The 25,985-nt window shown below is 63.5% G+C and carries 24 protein-coding genes and 1 pseudogene; 11 read left to right on the forward strand and 14 right to left on the reverse strand.

The genetic code is table 11. The features are described 5' to 3' along the window. Nucleotides 1–4: 4 nt before the first annotated feature. The 6 genes and pseudogenes from N8H22_RS15160 to N8H22_RS15185 form a co-directional block, all read right to left on the reverse strand. Entirely contained in the window at nt 5–1,336 is a 1,332-nt protein-coding gene (locus N8H22_RS15160) for a DUF58 domain-containing protein (protein WP_264591341.1), read from the reverse strand. Nucleotides 1,337–1,373: 37 nt separating this feature from the next. Then, nucleotides 1,374–2,387: a MoxR family ATPase gene (locus N8H22_RS15165; RefSeq protein ID WP_264591342.1), complete on the reverse strand. Its 1,014-nt coding sequence runs from the start codon at nt 2,385–2,387 to the stop codon at nt 1,374–1,376. Further along, nucleotides 2,384–3,544 carry a DUF4350 domain-containing protein gene (locus N8H22_RS15170; protein ID WP_264591343.1) on the reverse strand — a complete coding sequence of 387 codons (1,161 nt, stop codon included), beginning with the start codon at nt 3,542–3,544 and terminating at the stop codon, nt 2,384–2,386. Before N8H22_RS15170 ends, N8H22_RS15165 begins: the two co-directional genes overlap by 4 nt. Then, on the reverse strand, nt 3,541–5,091 hold the full coding sequence (locus tag N8H22_RS15175) for a DUF4129 domain-containing protein (protein ID WP_264591344.1): 1,551 nt from the start codon (nt 5,089–5,091) through the stop codon (nt 3,541–3,543). The genes N8H22_RS15170 and N8H22_RS15175 overlap by 4 nt, the downstream gene beginning before the upstream one ends. Beyond that, nucleotides 5,078–6,058, reverse strand: a complete 981-nt coding sequence (locus N8H22_RS15180) for a stage II sporulation protein M (protein WP_264591459.1) — start codon at nt 6,056–6,058, stop codon at nt 5,078–5,080. The genes N8H22_RS15175 and N8H22_RS15180 overlap by 14 nt, the downstream gene beginning before the upstream one ends. 66 nt (nt 6,059–6,124) lie before the next feature. After that, nucleotides 6,125–6,763: pseudogene (locus tag N8H22_RS15185) on the reverse strand (RDD family protein); the annotation flags it as partial. A gap of 227 nt (nt 6,764–6,990) precedes the next feature. On the opposite strand from N8H22_RS15185, the gene sbcB reads away from it, so the two are divergent. Next, the gene (gene sbcB / locus N8H22_RS15190; RefSeq protein ID WP_264591345.1) at nt 6,991–8,427 is read left to right on the forward strand and encodes an exodeoxyribonuclease I; all 1,437 of its coding nucleotides are present in this window, start codon (nt 6,991–6,993) and stop codon (nt 8,425–8,427) included. A 72-nt stretch (nt 8,428–8,499) separates the two neighbouring features. Here the strand turns inward: sbcB and mvaT are convergent, their stop codons facing one another. Continuing rightward, the gene (gene mvaT / locus N8H22_RS15195) at nt 8,500–8,877 is read right to left on the reverse strand and encodes a histone-like nucleoid-structuring protein MvaT (RefSeq protein WP_264591346.1); all 378 of its coding nucleotides are present in this window, start codon (nt 8,875–8,877) and stop codon (nt 8,500–8,502) included. A gap of 419 nt (nt 8,878–9,296) precedes the next feature. On the opposite strand from mvaT, the gene purU reads away from it, so the two are divergent. The 3 genes from purU to N8H22_RS15210 are packed head-to-tail and all read left to right on the forward strand — an operon-like array spanning nt 9,297 to nt 11,897. Beyond that, nucleotides 9,297–10,148 carry a formyltetrahydrofolate deformylase gene (gene purU, locus N8H22_RS15200; RefSeq protein WP_264591347.1) on the forward strand — a complete coding sequence of 284 codons (852 nt, stop codon included), beginning with the start codon at nt 9,297–9,299 and terminating at the stop codon, nt 10,146–10,148. Between the two features lie 15 nt (nt 10,149–10,163). Next, complete coding sequence (locus N8H22_RS15205; protein ID WP_264591348.1) at nt 10,164–10,391, forward strand: hypothetical protein; 228 nt, start codon at nt 10,164–10,166, stop codon at nt 10,389–10,391. Between the two features lie 33 nt (nt 10,392–10,424). Then, complete coding sequence (locus N8H22_RS15210; RefSeq protein ID WP_264591349.1) at nt 10,425–11,897, forward strand: DUF853 domain-containing protein; 1,473 nt, start codon at nt 10,425–10,427, stop codon at nt 11,895–11,897. A 187-nt stretch (nt 11,898–12,084) separates the two neighbouring features. Here the strand turns inward: N8H22_RS15210 and N8H22_RS15215 are convergent, their stop codons facing one another. From N8H22_RS15215 to yaaA, 4 genes are all read right to left on the reverse strand, one after another. Beyond that, nucleotides 12,085–12,303 carry a hypothetical protein gene (locus tag N8H22_RS15215; protein ID WP_264591350.1) on the reverse strand — a complete coding sequence of 73 codons (219 nt, stop codon included), beginning with the start codon at nt 12,301–12,303 and terminating at the stop codon, nt 12,085–12,087. A 362-nt stretch (nt 12,304–12,665) separates the two neighbouring features. Further along, complete coding sequence (locus N8H22_RS15220; RefSeq protein WP_264591351.1) at nt 12,666–14,111, reverse strand: mannose-1-phosphate guanylyltransferase/mannose-6-phosphate isomerase; 1,446 nt, start codon at nt 14,109–14,111, stop codon at nt 12,666–12,668. 1 nt (nt 14,112) lies between these two features. After that, complete coding sequence (locus tag N8H22_RS15225) at nt 14,113–14,250, reverse strand: hypothetical protein (RefSeq protein WP_264591352.1); 138 nt, start codon at nt 14,248–14,250, stop codon at nt 14,113–14,115. 587 nt (nt 14,251–14,837) lie between these two features. Continuing rightward, complete coding sequence (gene yaaA, locus N8H22_RS15230) at nt 14,838–15,617, reverse strand: peroxide stress protein YaaA (RefSeq protein WP_264591353.1); 780 nt, start codon at nt 15,615–15,617, stop codon at nt 14,838–14,840. Nucleotides 15,618–15,759: 142 nt separating this feature from the next. On the opposite strand from yaaA, the gene dmeF reads away from it, so the two are divergent. The 5 genes from dmeF (at nt 15,760) to moaE (ending at nt 19,710) form a co-directional block, all read left to right on the forward strand. Next, nucleotides 15,760–16,773 (forward strand): CDF family Co(II)/Ni(II) efflux transporter DmeF, encoded by a 1,014-nt coding sequence (dmeF, locus tag N8H22_RS15235; protein ID WP_264591354.1) that lies wholly within the window; start codon nt 15,760–15,762, stop codon nt 16,771–16,773. A gap of 257 nt (nt 16,774–17,030) precedes the next feature. Then, a complete protein-coding gene (locus N8H22_RS15240; RefSeq protein ID WP_264591355.1) occupies nt 17,031–18,419 on the forward strand; it encodes a PhoH family protein in 1,389 nt (462 codons plus the stop codon). A gap of 103 nt (nt 18,420–18,522) precedes the next feature. Continuing rightward, nucleotides 18,523–18,993 carry a cyclic pyranopterin monophosphate synthase MoaC gene (gene moaC / locus N8H22_RS15245; RefSeq protein ID WP_264591356.1) on the forward strand — a complete coding sequence of 157 codons (471 nt, stop codon included), beginning with the start codon at nt 18,523–18,525 and terminating at the stop codon, nt 18,991–18,993. After that, complete coding sequence (locus N8H22_RS15250; protein ID WP_264591357.1) at nt 18,990–19,238, forward strand: MoaD/ThiS family protein; 249 nt, start codon at nt 18,990–18,992, stop codon at nt 19,236–19,238. The genes moaC and N8H22_RS15250 overlap by 4 nt, the downstream gene beginning before the upstream one ends. 1 nt (nt 19,239) lies before the next feature. Next, complete coding sequence (moaE, locus tag N8H22_RS15255; protein ID WP_264591358.1) at nt 19,240–19,710, forward strand: molybdopterin synthase catalytic subunit MoaE; 471 nt, start codon at nt 19,240–19,242, stop codon at nt 19,708–19,710. 280 nt (nt 19,711–19,990) lie between these two features. Here the strand turns inward: moaE and rhlB are convergent, their stop codons facing one another. From rhlB to N8H22_RS15270, 3 genes are all read right to left on the reverse strand, one after another. Continuing rightward, complete coding sequence (gene rhlB, locus N8H22_RS15260; RefSeq protein WP_264591359.1) at nt 19,991–21,415, reverse strand: ATP-dependent RNA helicase RhlB; 1,425 nt, start codon at nt 21,413–21,415, stop codon at nt 19,991–19,993. Nucleotides 21,416–21,514: 99 nt separating this feature from the next. After that, nucleotides 21,515–22,450: a GGDEF domain-containing protein gene (locus N8H22_RS15265; RefSeq protein ID WP_264591360.1), complete on the reverse strand. Its 936-nt coding sequence runs from the start codon at nt 22,448–22,450 to the stop codon at nt 21,515–21,517. Nucleotides 22,451–22,656: 206 nt separating this feature from the next. Next, nucleotides 22,657–23,313, reverse strand: coding sequence for an alpha/beta fold hydrolase (locus N8H22_RS15270; protein ID WP_264591361.1), 657 nt, complete (start codon nt 23,311–23,313; stop codon nt 22,657–22,659). 355 nt (nt 23,314–23,668) lie between these two features. Here N8H22_RS15270 and N8H22_RS15275 point away from each other — a divergent pair, with 355 nt between their 5' ends. Both N8H22_RS15275 and N8H22_RS15280 read left to right on the forward strand, forming a co-directional pair. Further along, the gene (locus tag N8H22_RS15275) at nt 23,669–24,697 is read left to right on the forward strand and encodes an amino acid ABC transporter substrate-binding protein (protein ID WP_264591362.1); all 1,029 of its coding nucleotides are present in this window, start codon (nt 23,669–23,671) and stop codon (nt 24,695–24,697) included. Nucleotides 24,698–24,792: 95 nt separating this feature from the next. Continuing rightward, the gene (locus N8H22_RS15280; RefSeq protein ID WP_264591363.1) at nt 24,793–25,977 is read left to right on the forward strand and encodes an amino acid ABC transporter permease; all 1,185 of its coding nucleotides are present in this window, start codon (nt 24,793–24,795) and stop codon (nt 25,975–25,977) included. Nucleotides 25,978–25,985 lie beyond the last annotated feature (8 nt).

Raw genomic sequence — 25,985 nt, forward strand, 5'->3', positions numbered from 1 at the left:
CGGCTCAAAGTGCGCCGGCACGCTTCCAGGCCAGGTAGCGGCCAACCAGCTCGGGGCCCAGCTCGTGCGGTCGCGCTTCCAGTACCGGCAGACCGTGCGCCACCAGACGCCGATACAGTGCTTCGCGCCGCTCCAGATGCGCCAGCGTGCCGCAATAGGCGAGGGCGTCATCGAGGTTCTCCACCGGCCGCTGTTGGACGCGGCTCAACACCTCTTCGCGCAAGCTGACCAGCAGTACCCGGTGCCGACGTGCGAGGCGCTGCATTGCGGTGAACAGCTCGTCGTCATCCTCGTCGCGCAGGTTGCTCAGCACGACCACCAGGGCACGGCGATGCTGGCGAACCAGCACCTGGTCGACCGCGGCGTTGAAGTCGGCTGGCTGGCGGGTGCATTGCAGGTCATAGACGCCGTTCAGCAGCGTGCCCAGCTGTGCCTGGCCCTTGGCCGGGGCGAGAAAGCGCGGCTGGTCGCTGGCAAAGGTGCTGAATCCGACCGCATCGCCCTCGCGCAGGGCGGCGTAGGCCAGCAGCAGGCTGGCGTTGAGCGCGTGGTCGAAGTGCGACAGCTGGTCGTCCTGGCTGCGCATACGCCGGCCACAGTCGAGCAGCAGCAGGATCTGCTGATCGCGCTCGTCCTGATACTCGCGTGCGATGGGGGTGCGCATGCGCGCGGTGGCCTTCCAGTCGATCTGCCGCAAAGTGTCGCCCTCGCGGAACTCGCGCAACTGGTGAAACTCCAGCCCCAGGCCGCGCCGCGGCTGCTGTCGCACGCCGAGCCGGTTCAGCCAATCGTCGACCGCGCGCAGGCCCGCGCTGTGCAGCTGGGCAAAATCCGGATAGACGCGCGTGCTGTCGGATAGGGCCAGCAGGCGTCGGCTGTGCCACAGCCCCAGCGCTGAGCTCAGACGGATCTCGCACCGGGCGAAGGCGAAAAGCCCGCGCTGCAGCGGTCGCAGGCGGTAGCTGAATTCGCAGTGCTCCGCTGGGCGCAGGTGTATGCGCCGAGGTAGCTGCTCGAAATCCATCTGTGCCGGTGGATGATCGAAAATCTCCATGCTCAGCGGCGCGGCACTGTGCTGACGTACCAATAGACGCACCTCGCTCCAATGCCCCAGCGGCAGCCGTGTGGGTAGGCGGCGTTCGACCAGCGGCGTAGGCGTGCGCCGCAGACGGAGCGCGTCGAGCGCGGCGAGCAGGGCCAGCGCCAACAACAGGCCCCACCACAGCGAACGCCAGCCGGCGGAGGGGGGCTCGCCAAGCGCGCTGAGGATGCCCAGCGGCAAGCCCAGCAGCGCGAGTATCGCGAGTGCCGCCAGCATACGGCGGGACGGAATCATGGCTGCTGAGACCTTGCGGAGCGCGTGGGCATGACAGTCACAGGCGTGGTGCCGCGACCTGGTCGAGCAGCTGCAGCAGCACGCGGTCTACCGACAGGCCTTCGATATCCAGCTCGGGTGATAGCCGCACGCGGTGGCGCAGCACGCTCAGCGCACAGCTTTTGACGTCATCCGGGGTGACGAACGCGCCACCGCGCAGCAGCGCGCGTGCTCTGGCTCCCCGTACCAGCGCGATGGAGGCACGCGGTCCGGCGCCTAGTGCCAGTCCGCGCCAACCGCGAGTGCTGCGCGCCAGACGCACTGCGTAGTCGAGCACTTGCTCGTCCAGTGGCAGATCGCTGGCGATCCGCTGCAGCGCCAACACATCCTTGGCCGTCAGTTGCGGGCGCAGTGCGCTGACATCCAGCATGTCGGCCCGGGCGGAGCGGGTCACCTGGCGAACCAGCAGCAGCTCCGCGTCGGCGCTGGGGTAATCCATGCGCAGCATCAGCATGAAGCGATCCAGCTCCGCTTCCGGCAGCGGGTAGGTGCCTTCCTGCTCGATGGGGTTCTGCGTCGCCATCACCAGGAACGGCTGCGGTACCGCCAGGGCTCGCCCCTCCAGCGTGACCTGGCGCTCCTGCATCACCTCCAGCAGCGCGGCCTGGGTCTTGGCCGGCGCCCGGTTGATTTCGTCGGCCAGCAGCAGGTTGGTGAATACCGGACCTTTGCGCAGCTTGAACTGCTCGCTCTGCAGGTCGTAGACGGCGTGGCCGGTGACGTCGCTGGGCATCAGATCGGGGGTGAACTGGATACGGCTGAACTCGCCGGCGAAGCAGCGCGCCAGGGCGCGTACCAGCAGGGTCTTGCCCAGTCCCGGCACGCCCTCGACCAGCACATGGCCGCCGGCAATCAGCGCGGTCAGAACACCGTCGATGACCTCGTCCTGACCGATCACCGCCTTGCGCAACTCCTCGCGCAGCGCCTGTGCCAGCTGGCTGGCACGCTCGCGCTGGTTGCCCTGCTGGGCGGGTGCGGTGCTGCTGCTTGGTTCGACGTTTGGTTCGCTCATAAGGCATTCCTGAGTGTTTGCAGGTCGGCAACCTGCCGGGTGAAGTCGATGGCGCTGAGTCGCGCCGGAGGGCGCATGGCCTGGTTGATGACGGGGGCCGGCAGCCCGCTGAGCAGGCCGAGCAGACGCCGCTGTTCCTCGCCGTCGAGCAGGTTGAAGTCCGCCTGGTGTCGGCCGGCACGCTGTGCGATCTCCTGCTGCAGCTGCGCCAACAGGTGCTCTCGGCCTGCCTGCCGCTGGGTGAACTCCGCGGAAGCCAGCAGATGCTCGTGCAGTCGGCGGCGCGTGTGGTCTGCAGGTGTCTGCAGCGGCCCGTGGCGCTGGCCGAAATGCCAGGCGCCCAGCAGCGCGAGCAGCAGGAGCGCTGCAAGCACCTCGGGGAAATGCTTCAGCAGCAGGCTGGACAGTCCCGGATGATCGTTGCGATAGACCAGAGTGACGCTGCTGTCCTGGGTCAGATACCAGAGCAGCCAGGCGTGGTCGTACTCGCCGATGCGGTCGTTCTGCCAGATCCAGGCGTCGGTCATGGCGGTGATCAGTCCGTCGCCGTGGCGCAGCTGCAGCATGTGCGTGGCGCCGGCACTGTTGGCCCAGGCGTGGGCGCGGTTATCGGCGTCGTAGAGGTGGAAATCGGTGTCGAAGGCGAGATAGGCCGGGCTGGTTTCGTTCTCCAGGTACAGCTTGGTCAGTTGCGGATGCTCTTCGTTGGCCGCCGACTCGCCATGCGGATCGTCCTTGTTGTTGTGGCTCTCGCTGGCGTACTGCTGCAGGTTGAGCCGGTCGGCGAGCAGGTCGCCACTCCGGCCGTCTGCTTCGTTCCACAGTCGTTCGGCAACGAACAGCAGGTGCCCGCCGCGGGCCGCCCAGTCGAGCAGGCGCTGGGTTTGCTGGGATGTCAGCCGGCCCCGGTCGCCGAGTAGCAACAGACTGTGGCCCGCCGCGGGAAGCTCGTCGAGGTCGGCGAGATGCTCGCTGCGGCTGATCGGGCGGCCGGTGCGGCGCAGGAACTGCTCGGCGGCCAGGTAGGGATTGCCGCGAGTTTCCGGCGCGGGGCCGTGGTCGATGACTTCGTCGTAGGGCTCGAGCATGACTGTCACGCCGAGACCGATCAGCAGCACCAGGCCGACGCCCAGATATGTCAGCAGTCGCCATTTCATCGGCCCGGCCTCCCGTCGAACAGCGCGCGCCAGCCAGCACAGAGTTCGTTCCAGCGTGGCTCGGCGAGCGGCTGGTGGCCGTAGGCGAGGTTCTGCCAGTGGCGGTTGAGCGTTTCGGCGTAATGCATCAGTTCGGGATGCTCGAGCGTGCGCACTGCCTGCAGCATCTCGCCTTCGGTATGACTGGCGTTGAGCGGCAGTTGGAAATCGTGCAGCAACCGACTGAGCAGGGCGCGATAGAGCAGGCCGAGGGCCTGGCGTGGTTGTGTCGGCCAGAGCCGTTCGGCCTCGGCGGCGACGTCGTCCGGCAGGCTTTCCGGGGCTACCTCGAGGCCGAACAGCAGCGCTGGCGGGACCTTGCGGCGCCTGGTGGGGTGCGGCAGGCGGCGGCCAAAAGCCTGCAGCCAGTCGCGTCGACGCCACAGCAGCAGCACGATCAGCAGGGCGAAGGCGCTCCAGAGCAGGGTCTCGATCAGCAGCGCCAGGCGCTCCCGGCCTTGTCCGAACTGCGTGAGGCGGAACAGGTTCTCCAGCAGGCGGGTCAGGCCGCCCGCTTCGACATCGTCCGGAGTCTCGGCGAAGCGCCAGCGGGTGACCGTCTCGCGATTGCTGAATGGCGGTTGATCGAGCAGCTCGCTGATCTGCTGGCGGGCCAAGTCGCGAGTCAGGGGTGACTCGAGCGGGCGAGCGCCCGCCGGAGCCTGGTACTGGTCGGCGGGTGTCGTTGCCGCGTTCGCGGCCCATCCGGGCTGGCTTGGCGACAGCAGGCAGAGTCCTAGCAGCAGTGCCGGTAGCGTTGTCAGCAGTTGTGCGCGCAGGCGGCGGAAGGCGAGTTCGAGGTCCCATGCCTCGAGCAGCGTGCGCCGATTCAGATAGAGGCTGAAACCGCAGGCGACATAGATTGGTTCCCAGACAATCAATACGAGGACGTAGAGCAGATTGGACAGGTGTTCCAGCCACAACCAGTCGCTGTCCAGACCGAGCAGGTCCTGCCAGCTCCAGCTTTGCACCAGCTGGGTCGGCAGGAAGAAATAGAGCAATGCCAGCAGGCCGAGCCAGAGTGCACCTTCCAGGTGCATGCCGACCACGGTGAGCCAGCGTGCCGCGCTGCGGTCACGTTGGCCGAGTGCGCTCAGGCGCTGGTGTCGTGCTTGGCCGGAGAGCCCTTCAAGCTGCAATACCGGCAGGTCGAAGCTGCGGGTCGAGCTGAAGCGGCGCCAAGTCAGGCTGGCCAGCCACTGGGGGCGCAGCAGGCCGGGCAGGGCACGCAGGCTCTGTCGCAGATCGGGTGCGTCGCCGAAAACCGCGAGTGAAAGAATATGTAGCGGCAGGCGTTCGTACAGTGGCTTCAGCCACCAGAACAGCAACAGCGCCAGGGTCGGCTGCTGCCAGAACAGCAGGCTGAGCAGGCCGAATACCGGCAGCGTAAGCGTCGCCCAGCTGAGCATGAGCACGCCGGCGTGGCGCCGCGCCAACAGCGTGCCCAGGTCCAGCGCCTCCCAGGCGCTACGCGGGCGAATCGCCAGGTTCGCTTCAGTCAGTCGCATGACGACTCCTGCCGGCGAACGCGAAATAGAGCGCGACCAGCAACCAGAGCAGCGCGCCTACCACGTACTTGATACTGGCCGAGCTGTAGGTCATCGATGACCAGTAGGCTTCGATGAACGCCGCGATCGACAGCAGTAGGGTGGCACCGGCAACCAGCCGGACGCCGCAAGCCGCCGCCAGGCGCAGGGCTTCGCCACGGCGGTGCCTGCCGGGCGCGATCAGCGCCGCGCCAAGCTTCAGACCCGCTGCACCGGCGAGGGTGATGGCGGTGAGTTCGAAGGCGCCGTGGCCGATCACGAAGGACCAGAATGGCTGGTGATAGCCGATCTCGCTCAGGTGGCCGGCCACCGCACCGATGGTCAGGCCGTTGAAGATCAGGAAGAACAGGCTGCCGACGCCGAACAGCAGGCCGCCGGAGAAGGTCTGGAAAGCAATGCCGATGTTGTTCATCACGTAGTAGCCGAACATCAGCCAATCGTCGGCCGAGCCGCGCTCGCCGAAGCGACCCAGGCGGCTGGCGTCGGGATCGTACATTGCTTCCATCTGCGCGACCTGATCCGCGGGCACCAGGCTGTAGACCAGTTCAGGAAAAGCAAAGACCAGCAGGCCCATGCCGAGCAGACTGCCGTAGAACAGCAGGCTGGAGGCAAGCACGCTGCGCCACTCGGCGCGCACCAGCCGGGCGAAGCCACCGAGGATGAAACCCAGCAGTCGGCCGAGCAGCGGGCTGCGATGGCGATAGAGTTGCTGATGGCCGCGCAGTGCCAGTTGCCGCAGCTGCTCGAGCAGCTGGCTGCTGTAACCGCGTGCTTCGGCCAGGGCCAGCTGCTGGCAGAGCCGCCGATAGGCTGCGGGGAAGTCGAGATTGCCGGTGGTTCCGGACCTGGTGCGTTCGAGGCTGTCCAACTGGGTGGCGAATGTCTCCCACTCGATCCGATGCTGGCGCTCGAAGGCCTCCTGTTTCAGCGTGGTGCGCAGCAGACCCTGGGCGATGGCGACCAGGCTCGGCGCCGCGTTGGATGCGCTGAGCTGCATGGGCTCGGCGAGCAGCGCGGCGAGTTCCTGGCTGCGCTCCGGCGTCAGGGTTGCCCGGCGCTCGGCAAACTCGATCAGTGCCCGCTGGGCTTCGCGATCCAGCTCGATCGGCGCGCTCTGCGCCTCGATCTCCGGCAGCGCCGGGCGCTCGGCAGGCTGGTCGCGATAGACCACCAGGGTACCTGCGGCGATGTCGCCAAGCCGCTTGAATGCCGGGTGCGCGAGGCAGCTCAGTGCGCCAAGGAAATAACCGAATGGCAGCATATCGGCGAAGCGCAGCAGGTTGCGCGTGAGTGACGCCGCCCAGCCGACCGGCGTGCCGTCATCGTGCACCACGCGCAGGCCCATCCATTGCTTGCCCGGCGTGCGGCCCTGGTTGAGCACTTCGAACAGCACCATGTACCACCACTGCACAAGGAACAGCAGCAATGCGCTCAGCCCGCCGCCGAATTTGCCGAGCAGACCGAAACCGAGGACTAGCGTGAGGAGGATGGCTGCACGTATTGCCAGGTCCACGGCGAAGGCCAGCGCACGCGGCACCAGGCCTGCCGGACGTAGCAGCAGATCGATCCCTTCGGGCGTTTCGACCCGGTGTCGATTGTCCAGTAGCGCGGTGGGCAGGTGGGCGGGTGGCAAGGATCGGGCTCGTATGGGTGACGGCGGAGGCTGATGCTATGCGGCAACGGCCTGGCGGATCAATGTGCGTGGCACGAAACGTGCTGACGGTTGCGAGGCGATTCTCAGGCTCGCGTACTCATTCGCGCGATGGGCCGAATTCGAAGACGCTGTGTGCGGGAGCGCTGCGCGATGAGCGTCGCGAACGCCTGTTAGACTGGCGCGCGATGACTGAGAAGGATCTTTTCGTGAGCCCGAGCATCTTCTGGTACGACTACGAAACCACCGGCATCTCGCCGCGCTGCGACCGTCCGTTGCAGGTGGCGGGTATCCGCACCAACGAGGCGCTGGAGGAAATCGGTGAACCGCTGAACATCTATTGCCGCCCGGCAGATGACATCCTCCCGCATCCGGCCGCTTGCCTGGTGACCGGCATCACGCCGTCGATCCTGCAGCAGAAGGGGCTATGCGAAGCGGAGTTCATCAACCGCCTGCATCAGGAGCTGGCCACGCCAGGCACCTGTGGCGCTGGTTACAACAACCTGCGCTTCGACGACGAGATGACCCGTTACAGTCTCTATCGCAACTTCTTCGATCCCTACGCCCGCGAGTGGCAGGGCGGCAACAGCCGCTGGGATTTGATTGACCTGGTGCGCACCGCCTATGCATTGCGCCCGGAAGGGGTCGTCTGGCCGGAGGAGAACGGCCGGGTAACGCTCAAGCTCGAGCGGCTGAGCGCGGCCAACGGGCTGGAGCACATGCACGCGCACGATGCGTTGTCCGATGTGCGTGCCACCATCGCGTTGGCGCGACTGCTCAGGGAGCGGCAACCGAGGCTCTACACCTATCTGTATCAGTTGCGTCGCAAGCAGGCCGTCCTGGACCAGATCCAGTTGCTCAAGCCGCTGGTGCATGTCTCGGGGCGTTTTTCTGCCGAACGTCATTATCTGTCGATCGTCTTGCCGCTGGCCTGGCATCCACGTAACCGCAATGCGCTGATCGTTTGTGATCTGCAGGCCGACACCTCGGTGCTGTGCGATGAGAGCGCGCAAACTTTGCGTCAGCGCCTCTACACCCGCCTCGAGGCTCTGGAGGAGGGCGCGCTACCGACACCGCTGAAGCTGGTGCACGTCAATCGGTGCCCAGTGTTGGCGCCCTTGAGTGTGTTGCGCGAAGGGGATGTCGCACGGCTGCAGCTGGATCTGCAGGAGTGCCAGCAACGCGCGCAGTGGCTGCGCGATACCCAGCAGGAGTGGCTACCCAAGCTGTCGCACATCTACGAGGAAGAGGCGTTCGAAGAGTGTCTCGATCCCGAACAGCAGCTCTATGACGGTTTTCTCGGTGACCGCGACCGTCGCCTGTGTGAGCAGGTGAGAAGCCTGTCGGCGGCAGAGTGTGCCGCGCGAACCTGGGTGTTCGACGATCCGCGTCTGCTGGAACTGCTGTTTCGTTATCGCGCGCGTAACTTCCCCGAAGCATTGTCGGCGACCGAGCGCGAGCAGTGGCGACAGTTCTGCAGGCTGCGGTTGATTGCGACGGAATATGGAGCGCCGAATACGCTGCGGCAGTTTGACGAAGGGCTACGCCAGTTTCGGGCCACTGCAAGTCCGGAACAAACACAGCTGCTTGAGCAATGGCGTAGCCATGCGCAGCAGTTGCGCGAGCGTTATGCGATTAGCGACTGAGCTTGTGCCATACAAACAAAAACGCCGCATCCCCGTCGAGGGATGCGGCGTTTCGTTATATGACCGCAACTATTAGCCGAGCAGAGTGGCCCAGCTTTCTACGGTTTCGGCGCCCCACTTGGCTTTCCACTCTTTCAGCGTTTTGTGGTTGCCGCCTTTGGTTTCAATAACTTCGCCGGTGTGCGGATTCTTGTATTGCTTGACTCGACGCGCGCGCTTGCTGGTGGCCGGCGCTTTGGCGGCACCGCGCGGTGCTTTGGTGCGGGCGTCCGGATCAAGCAGAGCGATGATGTCGCGCAGCGACTTCTGATATTCGCCCATGAGTTCGCGCAGTTTGCCTTCGAACTCCAGTTCCTTTTTCAGTTTGTCATCGGCAGACAGGGACTTCAGACGCTCTTGAAGTTCCTTGATGGCTTCTTCCGTGGCGCGGTATTCGTTGATCAGGGACATGTGGCTTCCTTGGGATAGGTTTGTACGCAAGTGGCAGCAATCATAGTCATGCGCAATCTGCAAGTAAATATAGCTGCCCGGTAAAAAGGTGTGTTTATTTGTGTGAAATGTCCTTTTAACGAGCGTTGTCGGCATTAAGGTAAAAGTCGAACAATTGAACTCGCTCAACGCTTTGCCGTATAGCGCGGTCAGTTTGCTGACAATAATTTACCCGGCATGACTGCAATGTGGGTTTTCCCCTTTGCCTCATATATGTTCGCAACTGCCGGTCCCGCGCCTCTTTGTTGTCGCCGTCGCCTGCCGTAGCCGATGCTTGAGAGCGATAGCGGGTGCTTCGTCCTCCTGCTTTCCGAGATGGGCGCGGTTTAGGTGGCTGGGCTAGAATGCGGCGTCTTTTGTTTAGAGCGGAGTCATCTTTAATGCGCACTTTCAGGCTGGTTATTGCCTGTCCCGACGGCGTCGGCATCGTGGCCAAGGTCAGTAATTTTCTGGCGACCTATAACGGCTGGATTACCGAGGCCAACCATCATTCTGATCATCAGAGTGGATGGTTCTTCATGCGTCACGAGATTCGCGCCGATTCCCTGCCTTTCGACCTCGACGGTTTCCGTCAGGCCTTCGCGCCGATTGCGCGCGAGTTTTCCATGGAGTGGCGCATTACCGATTCCGAGCAGCGCAAGCGCGTCGTGCTGATGGCCAGCCGCGAGTCGCATTGTCTGGCCGATCTGTTGCATCGCTGGCATAGCGATGAGCTGGACTGCGATATCCCCTGCGTGATCTCCAATCACGACGACCTCCGCAGCATGGTCGAGTGGCATGGCATCCCGTATTTCCATGTGCCGGTAGAGCCGACCCGCAAGGACGAGGCGTTTGCCGAGGTGACCCGGCTGGTGCGTGAGCATGGGGCGGATGCAATCGTATTGGCGCGCTACATGCAGATCCTGCCGTCAGAGCTGTGCAAGGAATTCGCCCAGCGCGTCATCAACATTCATCACAGCTTCTTGCCGTCCTTCGTCGGTGCCAAGCCCTATCACCAGGCGTCGATGCGAGGTGTCAAGCTGATCGGGGCGACCTGCCACTACGTGACCGAGGAGCTGGATGCCGGTCCGATCATCGAGCAGGATGTGGTGCGCGTCAGCCATCGCGACAGCGTCGAGGACATGGTGCGGCTGGGCAAGGACGTGGAGAAGATGGTCCTGTCCCGCGGGCTACGCTATCACCTGCAGGACCGCGTGTTGGTGCACAGCAACAAGACCCTGGTATTCAACTGATCGGAAGGGATGCTCATGGGTGATCCGTTCGAGCGAGCCACGGCCGAGGCGCCACCCGTCATCGGCAGTGGCTGTACCCGGCGCTACGATCCCGATGCTCTGAGCGACGAGCTGGGTACCGAGTTCGCCGGGGCCGCCGCGTTGTGGGCGCATCTGCAGTCCATCGCCAGCGCCGACAAAGTGAACGCGTTCAACGATTACCCGGACAGCAACCCACAGGCCAGCGGCGCCGCGCTCGGCTGAGCGATCGCCACCCCGTACACGGAGAGATAGCTGATGGATGCATTTGTCGATCATCTGGTACTGGGGGCCGATGCCCACGGCCAGCCCAATCTGCACCCGCTGCGGCTCGCCAACCGGCACGGGCTGATCGCCGGTGCTACCGGAACCGGCAAGACGGTGACCCTGCAGCGGCTGGCCGAACAGTTCAGTGACGCCGGCGTTGCCGTATTCGCTGCTGATATCAAGGGTGATCTGTGCGGCCTTGGCGCCGCTGGTGCGCCCGCGGGCAAGATCGCCGAGCGTATCGCCAGCATGCCGTGGCTGGAGCATCAGCCACGGGCATATCCGGTGACCCTGTGGGACGTGCATGGCCAGAGCGGACATCCTTTGCGCACCACGCTCAGCGAGATGGGTCCGCTGTTGCTGGGCAATCTGCTGGAGCTGACCGATAGCCAGCAGGCAGCGCTCTATGCGGCGTTCAAGGTGGCCGACCGCGAGGGGCTATTGCTGCTGGATCTGAAGGACCTGAAGGCGCTGCTGACCCACCTGAAGGACAATCCCCAGGTACTTGGCGAGGACAGCGCGCTGTTTACCGGCGCCTCGTCGCAGGCGCTGCAGCGGCGCCTGGCCACGCTCGAGCAGCAGGGTGCCGACGCCCTCTTCGGTGAGCCGGCGTTGCAGCTGGCGGATCTGCTGCAGCCGGAGCGTGACGGTCGTGGCCGGATCCATCTGCTCGATGCCAGCCGACTGGTGCATGAGGCGCCCAAGGTCTACGCGACCTTCCTGTTGTGGTTGCTCGCCGAATTGTTCGAACAGTTGCCGGAGCGTGGTGATATGGATCGACCGATCCTGGCGCTGTTCTTCGACGAGGCGCACCTGCTGTTCGATGACACGCCAAAGGCGCTGCAGGACCGTCTGGTCCAGGTCGTGCGGCTGATTCGCTCCAAGGGCGTCGGGGTCTATTTCGTTACCCAGTCGCCCAGCGACCTGCCGGACGACGTGCTGGCCCAGCTCGGGTTGCGCGTCCAGCACGGCCTGCGTGCCTTCACCGTGAAAGAGCAGAAGGCGCTGCGCTCGGTGGCCGATGGTTTCCGCGCAAACCCCGAGTTCTCAGCGCTCGACGAGCTCACCCAGCTCGGTATCGGCGAGGCGTTGGTGGGGGGCCTGGAAGCGAAGGGCACGCCGGCGATGGTGCAACGGGTTGCCGTGGCACCGCCGCAGTCGCGGGTTGGCGTGCTGAGTGAGACGGAGCGTGCCAGCCTGATCGCGCATTCGCCATTGCGTGGTCGTTATGACCGGGCGATCGATCGCGAATCGGCCTACGAGATGCTGACAGCACGGGCCCGGGAGGCGGTTGAGACACCACCTGCCGAGGCGCCATCGCGTGCGCGTGGCCAAGCCGAGAACGGCGGCGTCGGCGACTTCGCCGGGCGGGTGCTCAAGAGCGCGCTGAACCAGGCGGCCAGTCAGATTGGTCGGCAGATCGTGCGAGGCCTGCTTGGGTCGCTGTTGGGTGGAAAACGCTGAGTGTGAGGCGTGCGCTACGATTGCGCGCGCTGAGCGTCCACACCAGCCACGACAGTGCGCGTGATCCAGCGAAGTAATGGTGGCTGTGGCTGGCTGATAAGTCGGCATCGACTTGCCAACTTTCGGTATCGCTGCACGGTTAAGGAGCAAATCTGTTCCGTATTGGAAGTCCAGTTTGACCAAGTGGTCAGATTTGTTCCTGATTGAGTTCATTCTGCTTGGCTTGCTCTTTTTCCATCTTTTGCAGTTCCTCGTGGAACACGCGGTCCTGCAGGGACGGTTTCTTGCGCCAAGGTTTGCGGTCCGGCTCCGACTTGGCTGCGTAAGTTGTAACTTCGCCGCCATAGATTTCCTTGTAACGCTGCGCCTGACGCTCAAGTTCGATACGCAGTTCTTCTTTCGTCACGTAATTGACCCGTTTCTCTCATGTTAATTAGATAGCCTGCTGGGACTGTGCGATTGCAGTTGTTCCGCCAGATGGGGGGAATGCAGGACAAGGCTTGGTTTATCAGACGTCGTCTATCGAAAAAGTTTTCGTGCCCGGCATTTTCCGCGACCCGCTCTACGTGAAAACGAGAGGTGGTTCAAAGAATGGGTGGAAAAGGCTGCCGGCAGTGAAGTGCACGGCGTGAGAGCAGCATCCTGTTACCGATTGTTGCTTCCGATCGGCTTCCCCGGCTGGATTATGCGCCTGCTAACGAGCTCAGTTGTGCGGAAACATAAAAACCCGTGTCTGCGGCACGGGTTTTTATGTTTCGCCAACTTCGATCAGCGAGCGGTCTTGGCTTCCGCGCCATGTTCGGCGCGACCATAGACATCGTCGAAACGCTCGATGTCATCTTCGCCGAGATAACTACCGGATTGAACTTCGATGATCTCCAGCGGAATCTTGCCGGGGTTGGCTAGCCTGTGCACGGAAGTGACCGGAATGTAAGTCGACTGGTTTTCGGTGAGCAGGAATGTTTTCTCGTTACATGTCACCTGCGCAGTGCCGGAAACGACGATCCAGTGCTCAGCGCGATGGTGGTGCATCTGCAGCGAGAGACTGGCACCAGGATTGACGCAGATGCGTTTGACCTGGAAGCGACCGCCCATGTCGACCGAGTCGTACCAGCCCCACGGCCGGTATACGGCGCAATGGTTCTGGGTTTCCGGACGTCCCTGTTCATCGAGGCGGGCGACGAGCTTCTTGACGTCCTGCACCTTGTCCTTGTGCGCGATCATCATGGCGTCCTTGGTTTCCACCACCACGATGTCTTCCAGACCCAGTACGGTCACCAGCTTGCCGTTGCCGTGTACCAGGCAGTTGCGGGTATCTTCGGCGATCACGTCACCCTTGAACACGTTGCCGTTCGCATCCTTCTTGTGCACGTCCCAGATCGACGACCAGGAGCCCACGTCGCTCCAGCCCGCGGACATGGGTACCACGCAGGCGAGGTTGGTCTTTTCCATCACCGCGTAGTCGATCGAATTGTCCGGGCAGCAGGCGAAGGTGGCGGGGTCGATCACTACTTCATCACCGTTCTTGGTGCTGCGCTCGAGCGCCACCCAGCAGGTGTCGTAGATGTCTGGATCGTGCTTCTTAAGCTCCTCGAGGAAGACGCTGGCACGGAACAGGAACATGCCACTGTTCCAGTAATAGTCGCCAGATTCGACATAGCTTTGCGCGCGGGCTTCGTCCGGTTTCTCGACGAACTGGCTGACACGATTGATGCCTTCCGGCAGGCCGCTGTCATCGTCAAGGTCGCACTTGATGTAACCGTAGCCGGTTTCCGGACGCGTTGCCGGGATGCCGAACAGCACCATTTCGCCGTTCTCTGCGGCGTTGGTCGCCAATGCCAGTGAGCGCTGGAACGCGCGCTGGTCTTCGATCACATGATCCGCCGGCAGAACCAGCAGCAGCTCGTCGCGACCCTCTTCGATGAGCTTCATCGCTGCAATGGCGATGGCCGGGGCGGTATTGCGGCCGAACGGTTCGAGCAGCAGGCCCTGAACGCCGAGTTTGCGCGCAGCCAGTTGTTCCTTGACGATGAAGCGGTGTTCCTTGTTGCATACCAGCAGCGGCTGGTGCATACCCTCGAACGCCAGACGCTCGACCGTTTGCTGAAACAGCGTCTGTTCGCCGGTCAGCGCGAGGAACTGCTTCGGGAAGAGCTTGCGGGATAAAGGCCACAAGCGCGAACCGCTACCGCCTGAAAGAATTACCGGGATCATGTCATCTCTCCTGAATCGTTAATCGTTCTGCTGTCTCTTGACGCGCCATCAGGCGGTCGAAATCGAATTGTTCTGGGCGGACTTCAGATGCTGCCGCGCTGAGCGGCGCAGCCTGATGTCCCTCGATCGGATCGGTCATCCGAGTCTCAGTTGTTTGTTGCCTGCATCCTGGCGAATCGACTTAGTTGCGTGGTTGTCGCCGCAGGTCGTAGCGCGCGGTTCCACCATGGGAAAGCGCGGGTGTAGGGCAATGGCTCGAGCAGATGCCGAAGCGGCGCGCCGTCGTCGCAATTTCCGCTTGAAGAGATGCGTAAGGGTGATGTGCCCACATGGCCGAACCCCTCGTGGTGCGCGTCGCCAAGCTGGTGTCGATCGGCTGTGTGGCGCGGCAGTCCTGGCGCTAGCGCTGTGTTGCAGCCGCGTCGCGGCGTGCGCTGAGCCCGTCCGCGTCATCCGCCAGCGGAGCGGGTGGCTGTAATCGGTGTTGAAGAACCCAAGCACGTTCATGTGCGACGTCCCTTTCCAGTCTGGAATTGTCGGTACGCGCTTTATGATTGCGGGGGCCGCTCGATAGTTCCCGCGGGCTAGACCGTTGATCGGTGAGTAATTTCGAACGGTGCAAGAGGTCTGCATCGCGCATCACGGTCGGCGATGCGGGGTTCAGTGAGGAGAGGTTGCCGGGTAGGGGGCGCAGGCCGAGCGGAGGACGTCCGGCCCGCCCAGAGGTCAGGCGTCCGGGTTGTCGCGCAGGAAGACCAGGTGGTCGGGTGTTGAATCCGCCGCGCTGAATCGATAGCCGTCGTAATCGAAGTCGCGCAGTCGATCAGGGTTCTGGATGCGTTCCTTGATCACGTATCGCGCCATCAGTCCCCGGGCTTTCTTGGCGTAGAAGCTGATGATCTTGTACTGCCCGTTCTTCAGGTCCTTGAAATCCACGTCGATTACCCGGGCCTGCAAGGTTTTGCGCTTGACTGCCGAGAAATACTCGTTGGACGCGAGGTTGAGCAGTATCTGGTCACCTTGTGCCTGCAGTGCAGCGTTCAACCATTCGCTGATGCGCTCGCCCCAGAAAGCGTAAAGATCCTTGCCGCGTGGATTGGCGAGCTTGGTGCCCATCTCGAGGCGATAGGGTTGCATCAGGTCCAGTGGCCTCAGCAGGCCGTACAGTCCTGACAGCATGCGCAGGTGCTGCTGGGCGAAGTCGAAGTCCTCTTCGGAGAAATCCTCGGCTGCGAGGCCGGTGTAGACGTCGCCCTTGAACGCGAGCAGCGCCTGTTTGGCATTTTCAGGCGTGAACTTCGCGGTCCAGCTGCCGAAGCGCGCGACATTCAGGGCCGCGAGTTTGTCGGACAGGTGCATCAACTCGCTGACTTGCGCCGGCGAGAATTCGCGCAGCTGATCGATCAGTTGCTGTGAATGCTCGAGGTGTTCGGGTTGGGTGGACCGCTGGGTAACCGGTGGAGTCTCGTAATCGAGGGTTTTGGCTGGGGAAATCACCATCAGCATGTAGTTGCTCTCCTGTCTGCTGCGGCGATTCTAGGCGCGATGGCGAACGCAGCTCCAGCTATGGCCGCGATTAATGCGGAGGGATACCCTTGCCAGCGTCACCGGCTCAAAGGCCATTGCGCTTCACCGAAGGAGATGTGGCATGCCCGATTGCGATCACACGAACTGGCAGATCTCGCACGAGTACCGGCCCGCCGAGCGCCGCGCCGAGCGCCAGACCTGGGCCGTGGCGCTGCTGACCGGGGTGACGATGCTGGTGGAGATCGCCGCCGGCTACTGGTTCAACTCCATGGCGCTGCTTGCAGATGGCTGGCACATGGCGTCGCACATGGTGGCGATCGGCCTGGCGGCCCTGGCTTATCTGCTGGCCCGGCGCTATGCCGAGGACCGGCGATTCGCGTTTGGCACCTGGAAGATCGAGGTGCTGGCGGGCTTCTCCAGTGCGCTGTTCCTGGTGGGTATCGCATTCATGATGATCGGCGAATCGCTGCTGCGCTTCTGGTCGCCGGCGATCATCGGCTTCGACGAGGCACTCTGGGTGGCGGTGATTGGGCTGCTGGTGAACTTGCTATCCGCCTGGCTGCTCCATGACCGACACGAGCATGCTCACGCGCATGGCCACGACAATCATGACGAGCACGAGCACGAGCACGAGCACGAGCACGAGCACGAGCACGAGCACGAGCACGAGGCGCCGGCGCGCGGCCGCGATCTCAATCGCCATGCTGCCTTTGTGCACGTGCTGACCGATGGCCTGACATCAGTAGCGGCCATCGTCGCCCTGCTGGGCGGCAAGTACTTCGGCTGGGGCTGGCTCGATCCGCTGATGGGGGTTGTGGGCGCGCTGGTGATCCTGATTTGGTCCAAGGGACTGCTCGTGGAAACCGCCAAGGCGCTGCTGGATCGGGAAATGGACGATCCGCTGGTACGTCGGGTGCGCGCGCAGCTGGAGTCGGTGCCGGATACGGAAGTGACCGATCTGCATCTGTGGCGTGTCGGCCGCGCGCAGTACAGCTGCATTCTCAGCGTGGTGACGCATCAGGCGTACACCGCCGATCACTACAAAAGTGCGCTGCAATGTTTTCCACAGCTGGTGCACGTGACCGCGGAGGTGAACCGCTGCGGCGAATCGGCGCAGGTTGATTTTCGACTGTAGTTGGCTGAAACGCTCGCGCCAAGGGCGTTTTGTCGATCCCGCAAAAAAAGCCGCAATCACGTTGAAAAGGCTTTTGCCCGTCATCGTTTTTGGGTTATTACCGAATCAGACCGCCGAACCCTGCAACACAGGTGGCGGCCCCTGGGTGGCCCCGAACCCCCGGCGCCCAAGCCCGCTCACCCTGCTGCAAGGTGGTCTTTCTGCGGCGGAGCGCCATCGGCTCTCCGTCGGCTGACCCTACGAATAAGGTGATCGGTATGGATGATTACGGCAGATCCCACGCGACTCAGCCCACCCTGTATGTCCTCGATACGAACGTCCTGATTCACGATCCCAACGCCTTGCTGAACTTTCAGGAGCATCAGGTCGCGATACCGATGACCGTGCTCGAAGAACTCGATCAGTTGAAGGCCGGCAAGCACAGCGTCGCCGCCGAATGCCGGCAGGCGATCCGCCTGATCGACCGTTTGCTGGGCGATGCCACCCCCGCCGAGGTGGAGGCGGGTGTGCCGATCCAGCGTGACAAGAGCGGGCCGCGCGGCAGCCTTTCGATCCTCATGAGCCGCCGGCTCGAGACGAGCGGGCTGCCGGAAGACCTGAACGACAACAAGATCATCAATCAGGTGGTCGAGCTCAGCAGGCAGCGGCCCGGGGTGCCGGTGGTGCTGGTTACCAAGGACATCAACATGCGCCTGAAGGCGCGTGCCTGCGGGGTGGCCGCCGAGGATTACCACACGGATCAGCTCGTCGATGATGTCGGTCAGCTGTCGCGCGGCTATCACAGCCTGAACGGCTCGTTCTGGGATCGCGTGAGCAAGGTCGAGACTCATCAGGGCCACGGCCGCACCTGGCATCGCGTGCAGCTGATCGACAACCTGCCGGCGGTGCATATCAACGAGTTCATCCTCGACGAGCAGGGCTTCGTCGGCTGGATCAAGGGCATCAAGGGCGACGAGTTGCTGTTGCTGGACATGCACCAGGAGCCGTTGCTGCATCAGGAGGCATGGGGGTTGCGGCCGCGTGACATCCATCAGGCCCTGGCGCTGTTCGCACTGCTCGATCCGGATATCCACCTGGTCAATCTGTCTGGCGCGGCGGGGTCGGGCAAGACCATTCTCGCCCTGGCCGCGGCAATCGAGCAGACGGTGGTCAGCAAGCGCTATCGCCGCATCATCGCAACCCGCAGCGTGCAGGGGCTGGACGAGGACATCGGCTTCCTGCCGGGCACCGAGGCGGAGAAGATGGAACCCTGGCTTGGTGCGATCACCGACAACCTAGAGGCGTTGCACATGGAGGACGAGAACACGCCGGGCAGCATCGATTACATCCTGCAAAAGGTGCCGCTGCAGTTCAAATCGTTGAACTACATTCGCGGGCGCAGCTTCCAGCAGAGCCTGATCCTCATCGACGAGTGCCAGAACCTCACCCCCCACCAGATGAAGACGATCATCACCCGCGCCGGTAACGGCTCCAAGGTGGTTTGCCTGGGCAACCTGGCGCAGATCGATACCCCGTACCTGTCGGCCACCAGTTCGGGCCTCACCTACCTCACGGAGCGTTTCAAGGACTTCTCCCATGGCGTGCATATCACGCTGCAAGGCGTGCCGCGCTCGGTGCTGGCCGAGTACGCTGAAGCGCATATGTAGCGTCCGGCCACGGCGGAGGGGGTGTCGGTAGTACCCCTTCCGGGGACGGGCCGAGTGCGTCTGGCTGGGTTAGACTCGCGACTTTCCCAGTCAGGAGCGCCGTATGCTCACCCATCTCGATTCTCAAGGCCGTGCCAGCATGGTTGATGTGACCGACAAGGCCGTCACCGCGCGTGAGGCCACGGCTGAGGCGCGTGTCCGGATGCTGCCGCAGACGCTGCAGATGATCCAGCAGGGCGGTCATCCCAAGGGCGACGTGTTCGCCGTGGCACGGATCGCCGGTATCCAGGCGGCGAAGAAGACCCATGAGCTGATCCCGCTCTGTCATCCGCTGCTGCTGACCAGCATCAAGGTCGAGTTGCAGGCTGATGGCGAGGACAGCGTGCTGATCCGCGCGACCTGCAAGCTGGCCGGGCAGACCGGCGTGGAAATGGAAGCGCTGACCGCTGCCAGTGTCGCCGCGCTGACCATCTACGACATGTGCAAGGCCGTGGATCGCGGCATGGTGATTGAAGGTGTGCGTCTGCTGGAAAAGCTCGGTGGCAAGAGCGGCCATTGGCAGGTGCCGACATGATCTGCGTGCAGTTCTACGCCCGCTACCGAGAAGCGCTGGGCCTTGAGGCGGAGCGGCTCGAATGGCGTGCGGCATTCGCCCGCGTCGATGATCTGCGCCAGTACCTGCTGGCGCGCGGGGACGCCTGGGAGGTGCTCGGCGAGCAGAACCTGATGTGCGCACGCAACCAGGAGCTGTGCAGCCTCGACGAGCCACTGGTCGATGGCGACGAGGTGGCGTTCTTTCCGACCGTGACCGGAGGCTGAGATGGGCGTTCGAGTACAGCAGGCAGCGTTCGACCCGGGCGCCGAGCTGAATGCGCTGCACGCGGCGAATCTGGGGATCGGCGCGGTGGTCGGCTTCGTTGGCTATGTGCGGGACTTCAACGACGGCCAGGAGGTCGCCGGAATGTTTCTCGAGCACGCGCCCGGCATGACCGAGAAGGCCCTCGGCAAGATCGTCGCCGAGGCCGAGGAGCGCTGGCCGCTACTCAGTGTGGACGTGCTGCACCGGGTTGGTCCGCTGGAGCCGGGTGAGCCGATTGTGTTCGTCGGCGTCGCCAGTGCGCATCGCGAGGCTGCCTTCGATGCTTGCCACTTCGTGATGGACTATCTGAAGACACGCGCACCGTTCTGGAAGAAGGAAACCACGCCCGCCGGCCCGCGCTGGGTCGAAGGGCGCGGTAGCGATCAGGCTGCGGCGGCGCGCTGGCAGCGCGATGACGACGTGATCAGGTGAAACTGATGCTTCAGCGTGGACGACATGGCGGGGTGCCTAGGCTGGCAGCCCGATGCCTCCATTGCTGCTCGCGATAGTTGAGGATCGGGCAGAGCAGGGCGAAGCCGGTGGTGGTGAGAATCCGCAACCGATGGATGTTCCGCAGGAGCCGCTTCCCCGGCGTACACGCTCGTCGTTGCATGGCAGTTGTCTGGCGCGCCGTCGCCTGTGTTGAGTCATGGCGCGTCGCGCAGCAAAAAGGGCGAAGCAGCTGCTTCGCCCTGACGGGTTCGAACTGTGCTCAGCGGCTACGCGGCACCGGGACCAGCAGTTCGGCGGGTGGCATTTCGCAATGGATCTTGCGGCCGATCAGCTCCTCGATGGGCGGCAGGGCGAACGCGTCGTCCTCGCCTGCGAAGCTGATCGAGGTACCGCTCGCACCGGCGCGACCAGTACGGCCGATGCGGTGCACGTAGTCATCCGGGTCTTCCGGCAGAGTGAAATTGATCACGTGGCTGATGCCGTCGACATGGATGCCGCGCCCGGCCACGTCGGTGGCCACCAGCACGCGGATCTTGCCCTCGCGGAAGCCTTCCAGAACCTTGATGCGTTTGTGCTGCGGCACGTCGCCGGACATCTGCGCGGCGCTGATGCCGTCCTTGGTCAGGCGTTCCTCGATGCGCCGCACCTCGTCCTTGCGATTGGCGAACACCATTACCCGGGTCCAGTCATTCTGGCTGATCAGGTTGTACAGCAGCTTGTACTTGTCGCTGCCGGCCACCGCATAGACATGCTGCTCGACGGTATCGCTGGCGACGTTCTCCGGCTCGATCTCGACGACGGCAGGATCGACCGTCCACTGGCGGGCGAGGTTCATCACGTCGTCGGTGAACGTCGCGGAGAACAGCAGGGTCTGCCGTTCGCCCTTCATCGGGGTCTGGCGGATGATCTGGCGGACCTGCGGGATGAAGCCCATGTCGAGCATGCGGTCGGCTTCATCCAGCACCATCACTTCGACCATGTCCAGGTGCACCTCGCCGCGCTGGTTGAAGTCCAGCAGGCGGCCCGGGGTGGCGACGAGGATGTCGCAGTAGCGTGACTCGAGCTGCTTGAGCTGCTTGTCGAAGTCCATGCCGCCGACGAAGCTCATCACGTTCAGGCCGGTGTACTTGGCCAGGTCCAGGGCGTCGTTGGCGATCTGCACCACCAGCTCGCGGGTCGGCGCGATGATCAGGGCGCGCGGCTCGCCCATGTAGCGCTCCTTCGGCGGCGGCGTCTGAAGCAGCTGGGTGATCGTGGAGATCAGGAATGCAGCGGTCTTGCCGGTACCGGTCTGTGCACGGCCGATGGCGTCCCGTCCCTTGAGCGTGTAGCCCAGCACCTGTGCCTGGATCGGTGTGCAGTAGGGGAAACCGAGGTCCTGAATCGCGTGCATCAACTCGGGCGCCAGCTTGAAATCGTGGAAACGGGTCTTGCCTTCGACCGGCTCGACCACAAAGTCTTCGAGCTTCCAGGTCGGAGCGGCCGGCTTGCCGGCGCGCGGCCGGCGCGGTTTGCTGGCGGGGCCGGCAGCGGGCTGTGCGGTTTGCGTTTCTGCCTGCGCCGGTCGAGCAGGACGGGCGTCCGTCGTCGGAGCGTCCTGGCTTGGGGGGGTAGTGTCAGCGGGAGCGGCGAGTGGATGTTGGGGCTCGCCTTTGCCAAAGATTTTCTTGAGTGCTTTGAGCACGGTCTTCTCGTCGTCAATTGGGAAAGTTCGCGCGCCAGTGTAATGCAAGACGCAGGCATGGCGAAGTGTTGCCACTTTTATGGTTGACAACGGCGCTGTTCAGCCGCACAGACGATTTCGGCCTTGCTGCTTGGCCTGGTAGAGCGCCTTGTCCGCGCGATCGATCAGGTCCTCGAGTTCATCCTCCGCGCGCAGCTGTGCCAGGCCGATGGAGATGGTCACCCCCGGCAGCAGGCCGATCGCCGTGTTGAACGAGGCGATCTGTTCGACGCTGTGCAACAGTCTTTCGCCGATCTGTCGCGCCTCGTGCAGGCCGAGTTCCGGCAGCAGAATGACGAACTCCTCGCCGCCGAAGCGAACCAGGCTGTCCTTGGGGCGCAGCTGACTGCCCAGCGTACGGGCGACGAGGCAGAGTGCGTGATCGCCGGCGAGGTGTCCGTGCTTGTCGTTGTAGGCCTTGAACCGATCCACATCGAGCATCAGCAGGCACAACGGTACCTGATTGAACGCGCAGCGGGCGCGCTCGCGCTCGAAGATGTGCTCCAGCCAGCGGCGGTTGAAGACCCCGGTGAGCATGTCGACATTGGCGTTGTGCTCACTGTTGATGATCAGTCGTTCGCCCAGGCGCACGCGTTCGCAAAGCAGGTCGACGAGGTTCTGCATCAGCTGCGGCGAAGTGGTGAGCTGCGCGAATTCCCGGCTGTGCAGGCGCAGCAGGCGGCTTGGCTGGGTGGCAACGATATAGGTCGAGGGTGGATGACGGTCGATGAAGCTGACTTCGCCGACGCATTCGCAGGGTTCGATAAGCCGCAGCGGCTGGCTGTCCAGTGAGTCCAGGTAGACCGTGAGCTCTCCGTCGACTAGCAGATAGAGGAAGCGGTTGATGCCGTGTGGTGAAAGTAGCACCTCGTCGGCGGCCATCTCGCAGGTTTCGAACCTGTCGACCAGCCTGCGCAGGCAGGCGGCGTCGACCTGTTGCATCAGCCGCATCTGGCTCAGTTGCAACAGGTCGACTGGCTGCCGGAGCAGCTTCATCGCCGCGGCCTCTGGCCGTCTCGAGCGTCCGTGACAGTTCTCATCGCGACCCCTCTCCTTCGCGTTGCGAACGGGTGGGCGTACGTCACGCGCAACGGCTCCGAACCATTCATCCCTGTCACAAGCGTAGTTCCGAATGCTCCGGCACGCTCCGGGGCATGCCGTGAACGACCAGGCCTCGTTACACCCAGTGGTCGCGAGAGAGGTCAGTCGAGGTGTTCGGCCAGCCAGGCGCCGATGTCGAGGATTTCCTGCGGCAGCACCTCATGGCCCATCGGATAGTCACGCCAGGCTGCTTCGACGCCCGCGGTCTGCAGGCATTCATAGGCGGCGCGGCCCATCGGCATCGGCACCACGTCGTCGCGGCTGCCGTGCAGGCAGAGCAGCGGCTGCCGGCGGTTGGCCTCGGCCAGTTGCAGTTGCTCGGTGAACGTCGGCGCGTAGGTGGACAGCGCGATGACCCCGCCCAGTCCGCCGTGCCAGCGCAGGTAGGCAGTATGCAGCACCACGGCGCCGCCCTGGGAGAACCCGGCGAGAAAGATGCGGGTCGGATTGATGCCGCTGTCGCGTTGCGCCTCGATCAGGCGGATGACCTGTTCGGTGGAATCCTCCAGCTCGTTCCGGTTGATGGCGCGGGCGGGGCTCATGGCGTGGATGTCGTACCAGCTGGGCATGAGCCAGCCACCGTTGATGGTGACCGCTCGCGTCGGTGCTTGCGGCAGTACGAAGCGAGTGCTGAGCAGGCGTTGCTGCAGCGCCTCGGCGACCGGCAGGAAGTCGTAGCGGTCGGCGCCCAGGCCGTGCAGCCAGATGACACAGGCATCGGCCTGGTTGGCCGGTTCGATGATCAGGGGTTCGCTCATGGTTTGGCTCCGACGGAATTTAGTGGCGAAATCGCCCCATCCTGGGGCAGGGGGGCATCGCCAATCGAGAAAGTAGCGCGAGGGTACCCGGTTGTGCGCCGCCGATGTAGCCGTCGCGCCGCGCTATGTCGCTGCCCAGGCGGCTGGTACGCCGCTTGCTACGGTGTTGCGCGAACGCTCCGACTGCGTGCCAAGGCGGAGAAGATCGTGGCGGGTCAGCGACATTGCCGATCGGCCACCTGCGACTAGACTCAGGTCTGGCTCTGCTGTCATCGGTGGTCGTTGCGCCGAAAGGTCCCTGCGAACGGACAGCCGATCCCAGCCCCGAGAATAAGAAAGCAAACTGGAGGTTTCGATGATAAGGGTGAAATCCACACTGGCCGTGCTGAGTGCCGCGACACTGTTCGGTATCAGCGGCTTGGCGCATGCAGGGGCGACTCTGGATGCGGTGAAGAAGAAGGGCTTCGTTCAGTGCGGCATCAGTGACGGTTTGCCGGGCTTCTCTTTCGCCGACGCCAAGGGCCAATACCAGGGAATCGACGTGGATGTCTGTCGTGCCGTGGCCGCCGCGGTGTTCGGCGATGCCGGCAAGGTCAAGTTCAGCCCGCTGACGGCCAAGGAGCGCCTCACCGCGCTGCAGTCCGGCGAGATCGACGTGCTGTCGCGCAACACCACCTGGACCAGTTCTCGCGATGCGGCGATGGGGCTGAACTTCACCGGCGTGACCTACTACGACGGCCAGGGCTTTCTGGTCAACAAGTCAATCGGCGTTTCCAGCGCCAAGGAACTCGATGGCGCGACGGTGTGCATCCAGGCTGGCACCACCACCGAACTCAATCTTTCCGACTACTTCCGGGCCAACGGCCACAGCTACACGCCAATCACCTACGACACCTCCGACGAGAGCGCCAAGTCACTGGAGTCCGGTCGCTGCGACGTGCTGACTTCCGACCAGTCGCAGCTTTACGCGCAGCGCATCAAGCTGGCCAAGCCGGATGACTACGTGGTGCTGCCCGAGGTGATCTCCAAGGAGCCGCTCGGCCCGGCGGTTCGCCAGGGCGACGAGGAGTGGTTCGATATTGTCCGCTGGACGCTGTTCGCCATGGTCAATGCCGAAGAGCTGGGCGTCACCTCGGCAAATGTCGAGACGATGGCCAAGGAGACCAAGAACCCCGACGTGGCGCGGCTGCTCGGCGCCGAGGGTGAGTACGGCAAGGATCTCAAGCTGGCGAAGGACTGGGCCGTGCAGATCGTCAAGCAGGTCGGCAACTATGGCGAGATCTTCGATCGCAACGTCGGTGTCGGCAGCGAGCTGAAGATCGAGCGTGGCCTCAATGCCCTGTGGAACAAGGGCGGGCTGCAGTACGCGCCACCCGTGCGCTGAGCAGGCCGGGTCGGCGCCTTTGGCGTCGGCCCGGTTTCATGGACGAGCGCTGGCGGCGTATTTCGCGCTCCGGCGGTGCGGCATGAGGAGTTTCGATGCGCAGCACTAATTCTGCTAGGCCGAGAGGCGGATCACCGCTGACCGACCCGCGAGTACGTGCCTGGGTCTTTCAGGTGCTCGCGGTGGTGACCGTAGTGGCCTTCGGCTGGTTTCTGTTTCATAACACCCAGGCCAATCTGGCTCACCGAGGCATCACCTCCGGCTTCGGCTTCCTCGATAACGCTGCCGGTTTCGGCATTCCCCAGCATCTGATCGACTACAGCGAGAGCGACTCCTATGGTCGAGTGTTCTGGGTCGGTCTGCTCAATACGCTGCTGGTCAGCGTCATCGGCATCATTCTGGCAACGCTGATCGGCTTCGTGCTGGGTGTCGCCCGGCTTTCGCCGAACTGGCTGATTCGTCAGCTGGCTACTCTTTATATCGAGACGTTCCGCAACATTCCGCCGCTGCTGCAGATTTTCTTCGTCTATTTTGCGGTGATCGGCCCGCTGCCTGGCCCGCGCGATAGCCTGAGCCTGTGGGATGTGGTCTTCATCAACAACCGTGGCGTGCAGATGCCGGCTCCCAGCGCTGCGCAGGGCTTCTGGCCATTCTGGCTGGCGGTGCTGGCGGCACTGCTGGCGGTCATGCTGCTCAGTCGCTGGGCCAGCGCTCGGCGCCATGCTACCGGACGGTCGTTTCCGCTGCTCTGGACGAGCGTGGCTTTGCTGGTGGCGATTCCGACGGCAAGCGGGTTGCTGTGGGGCGCTCCGTTCGACTGGGAAGTACCACAGCTGCAGCGCTTCAACATTCGGGGCGGCTGGGTGGTGATTCCCGAGCTGGTATCGATCGTGCTGGCGCTTTCGATCTATACCGCAGCCTTCATCGGCGAGACGGTGCGGGCCGGCATCCAGGCCGTCAGTCACGGCCAGAGCGAGGCGGCAGCATCGCTGGGTTTGCGCTCCGGGCAGATTCTGCGGTTGGTGATCGTGCCGCAGGCATTGCGCGTGATCGTCCCGCCATTGACCAGTCAGTACCTGAATCTGGCGAAGAATTCCTCGCTGGCCGCCGCCATCGGCTATCCGGACATGGTGTCGTTGTTCGCCGGCACGGTACTCAACCAGACGGGCCAGGCCATCGAAACCATGGCGATCACCATGAGCGTCTATCTGGCCATCAGCATCAGCATTTCGCTGCTGATGAACTGGTACAACAAGCGCATCGCGCTGACCGAGCGGTGAGGGCGCAC

This window comes from Stutzerimonas sp. S1 (genome assembly GCF_025966695.1).
In the GTDB taxonomy this organism is placed as follows: Bacteria; Pseudomonadota; Gammaproteobacteria; order Pseudomonadales; family Pseudomonadaceae; genus Stutzerimonas.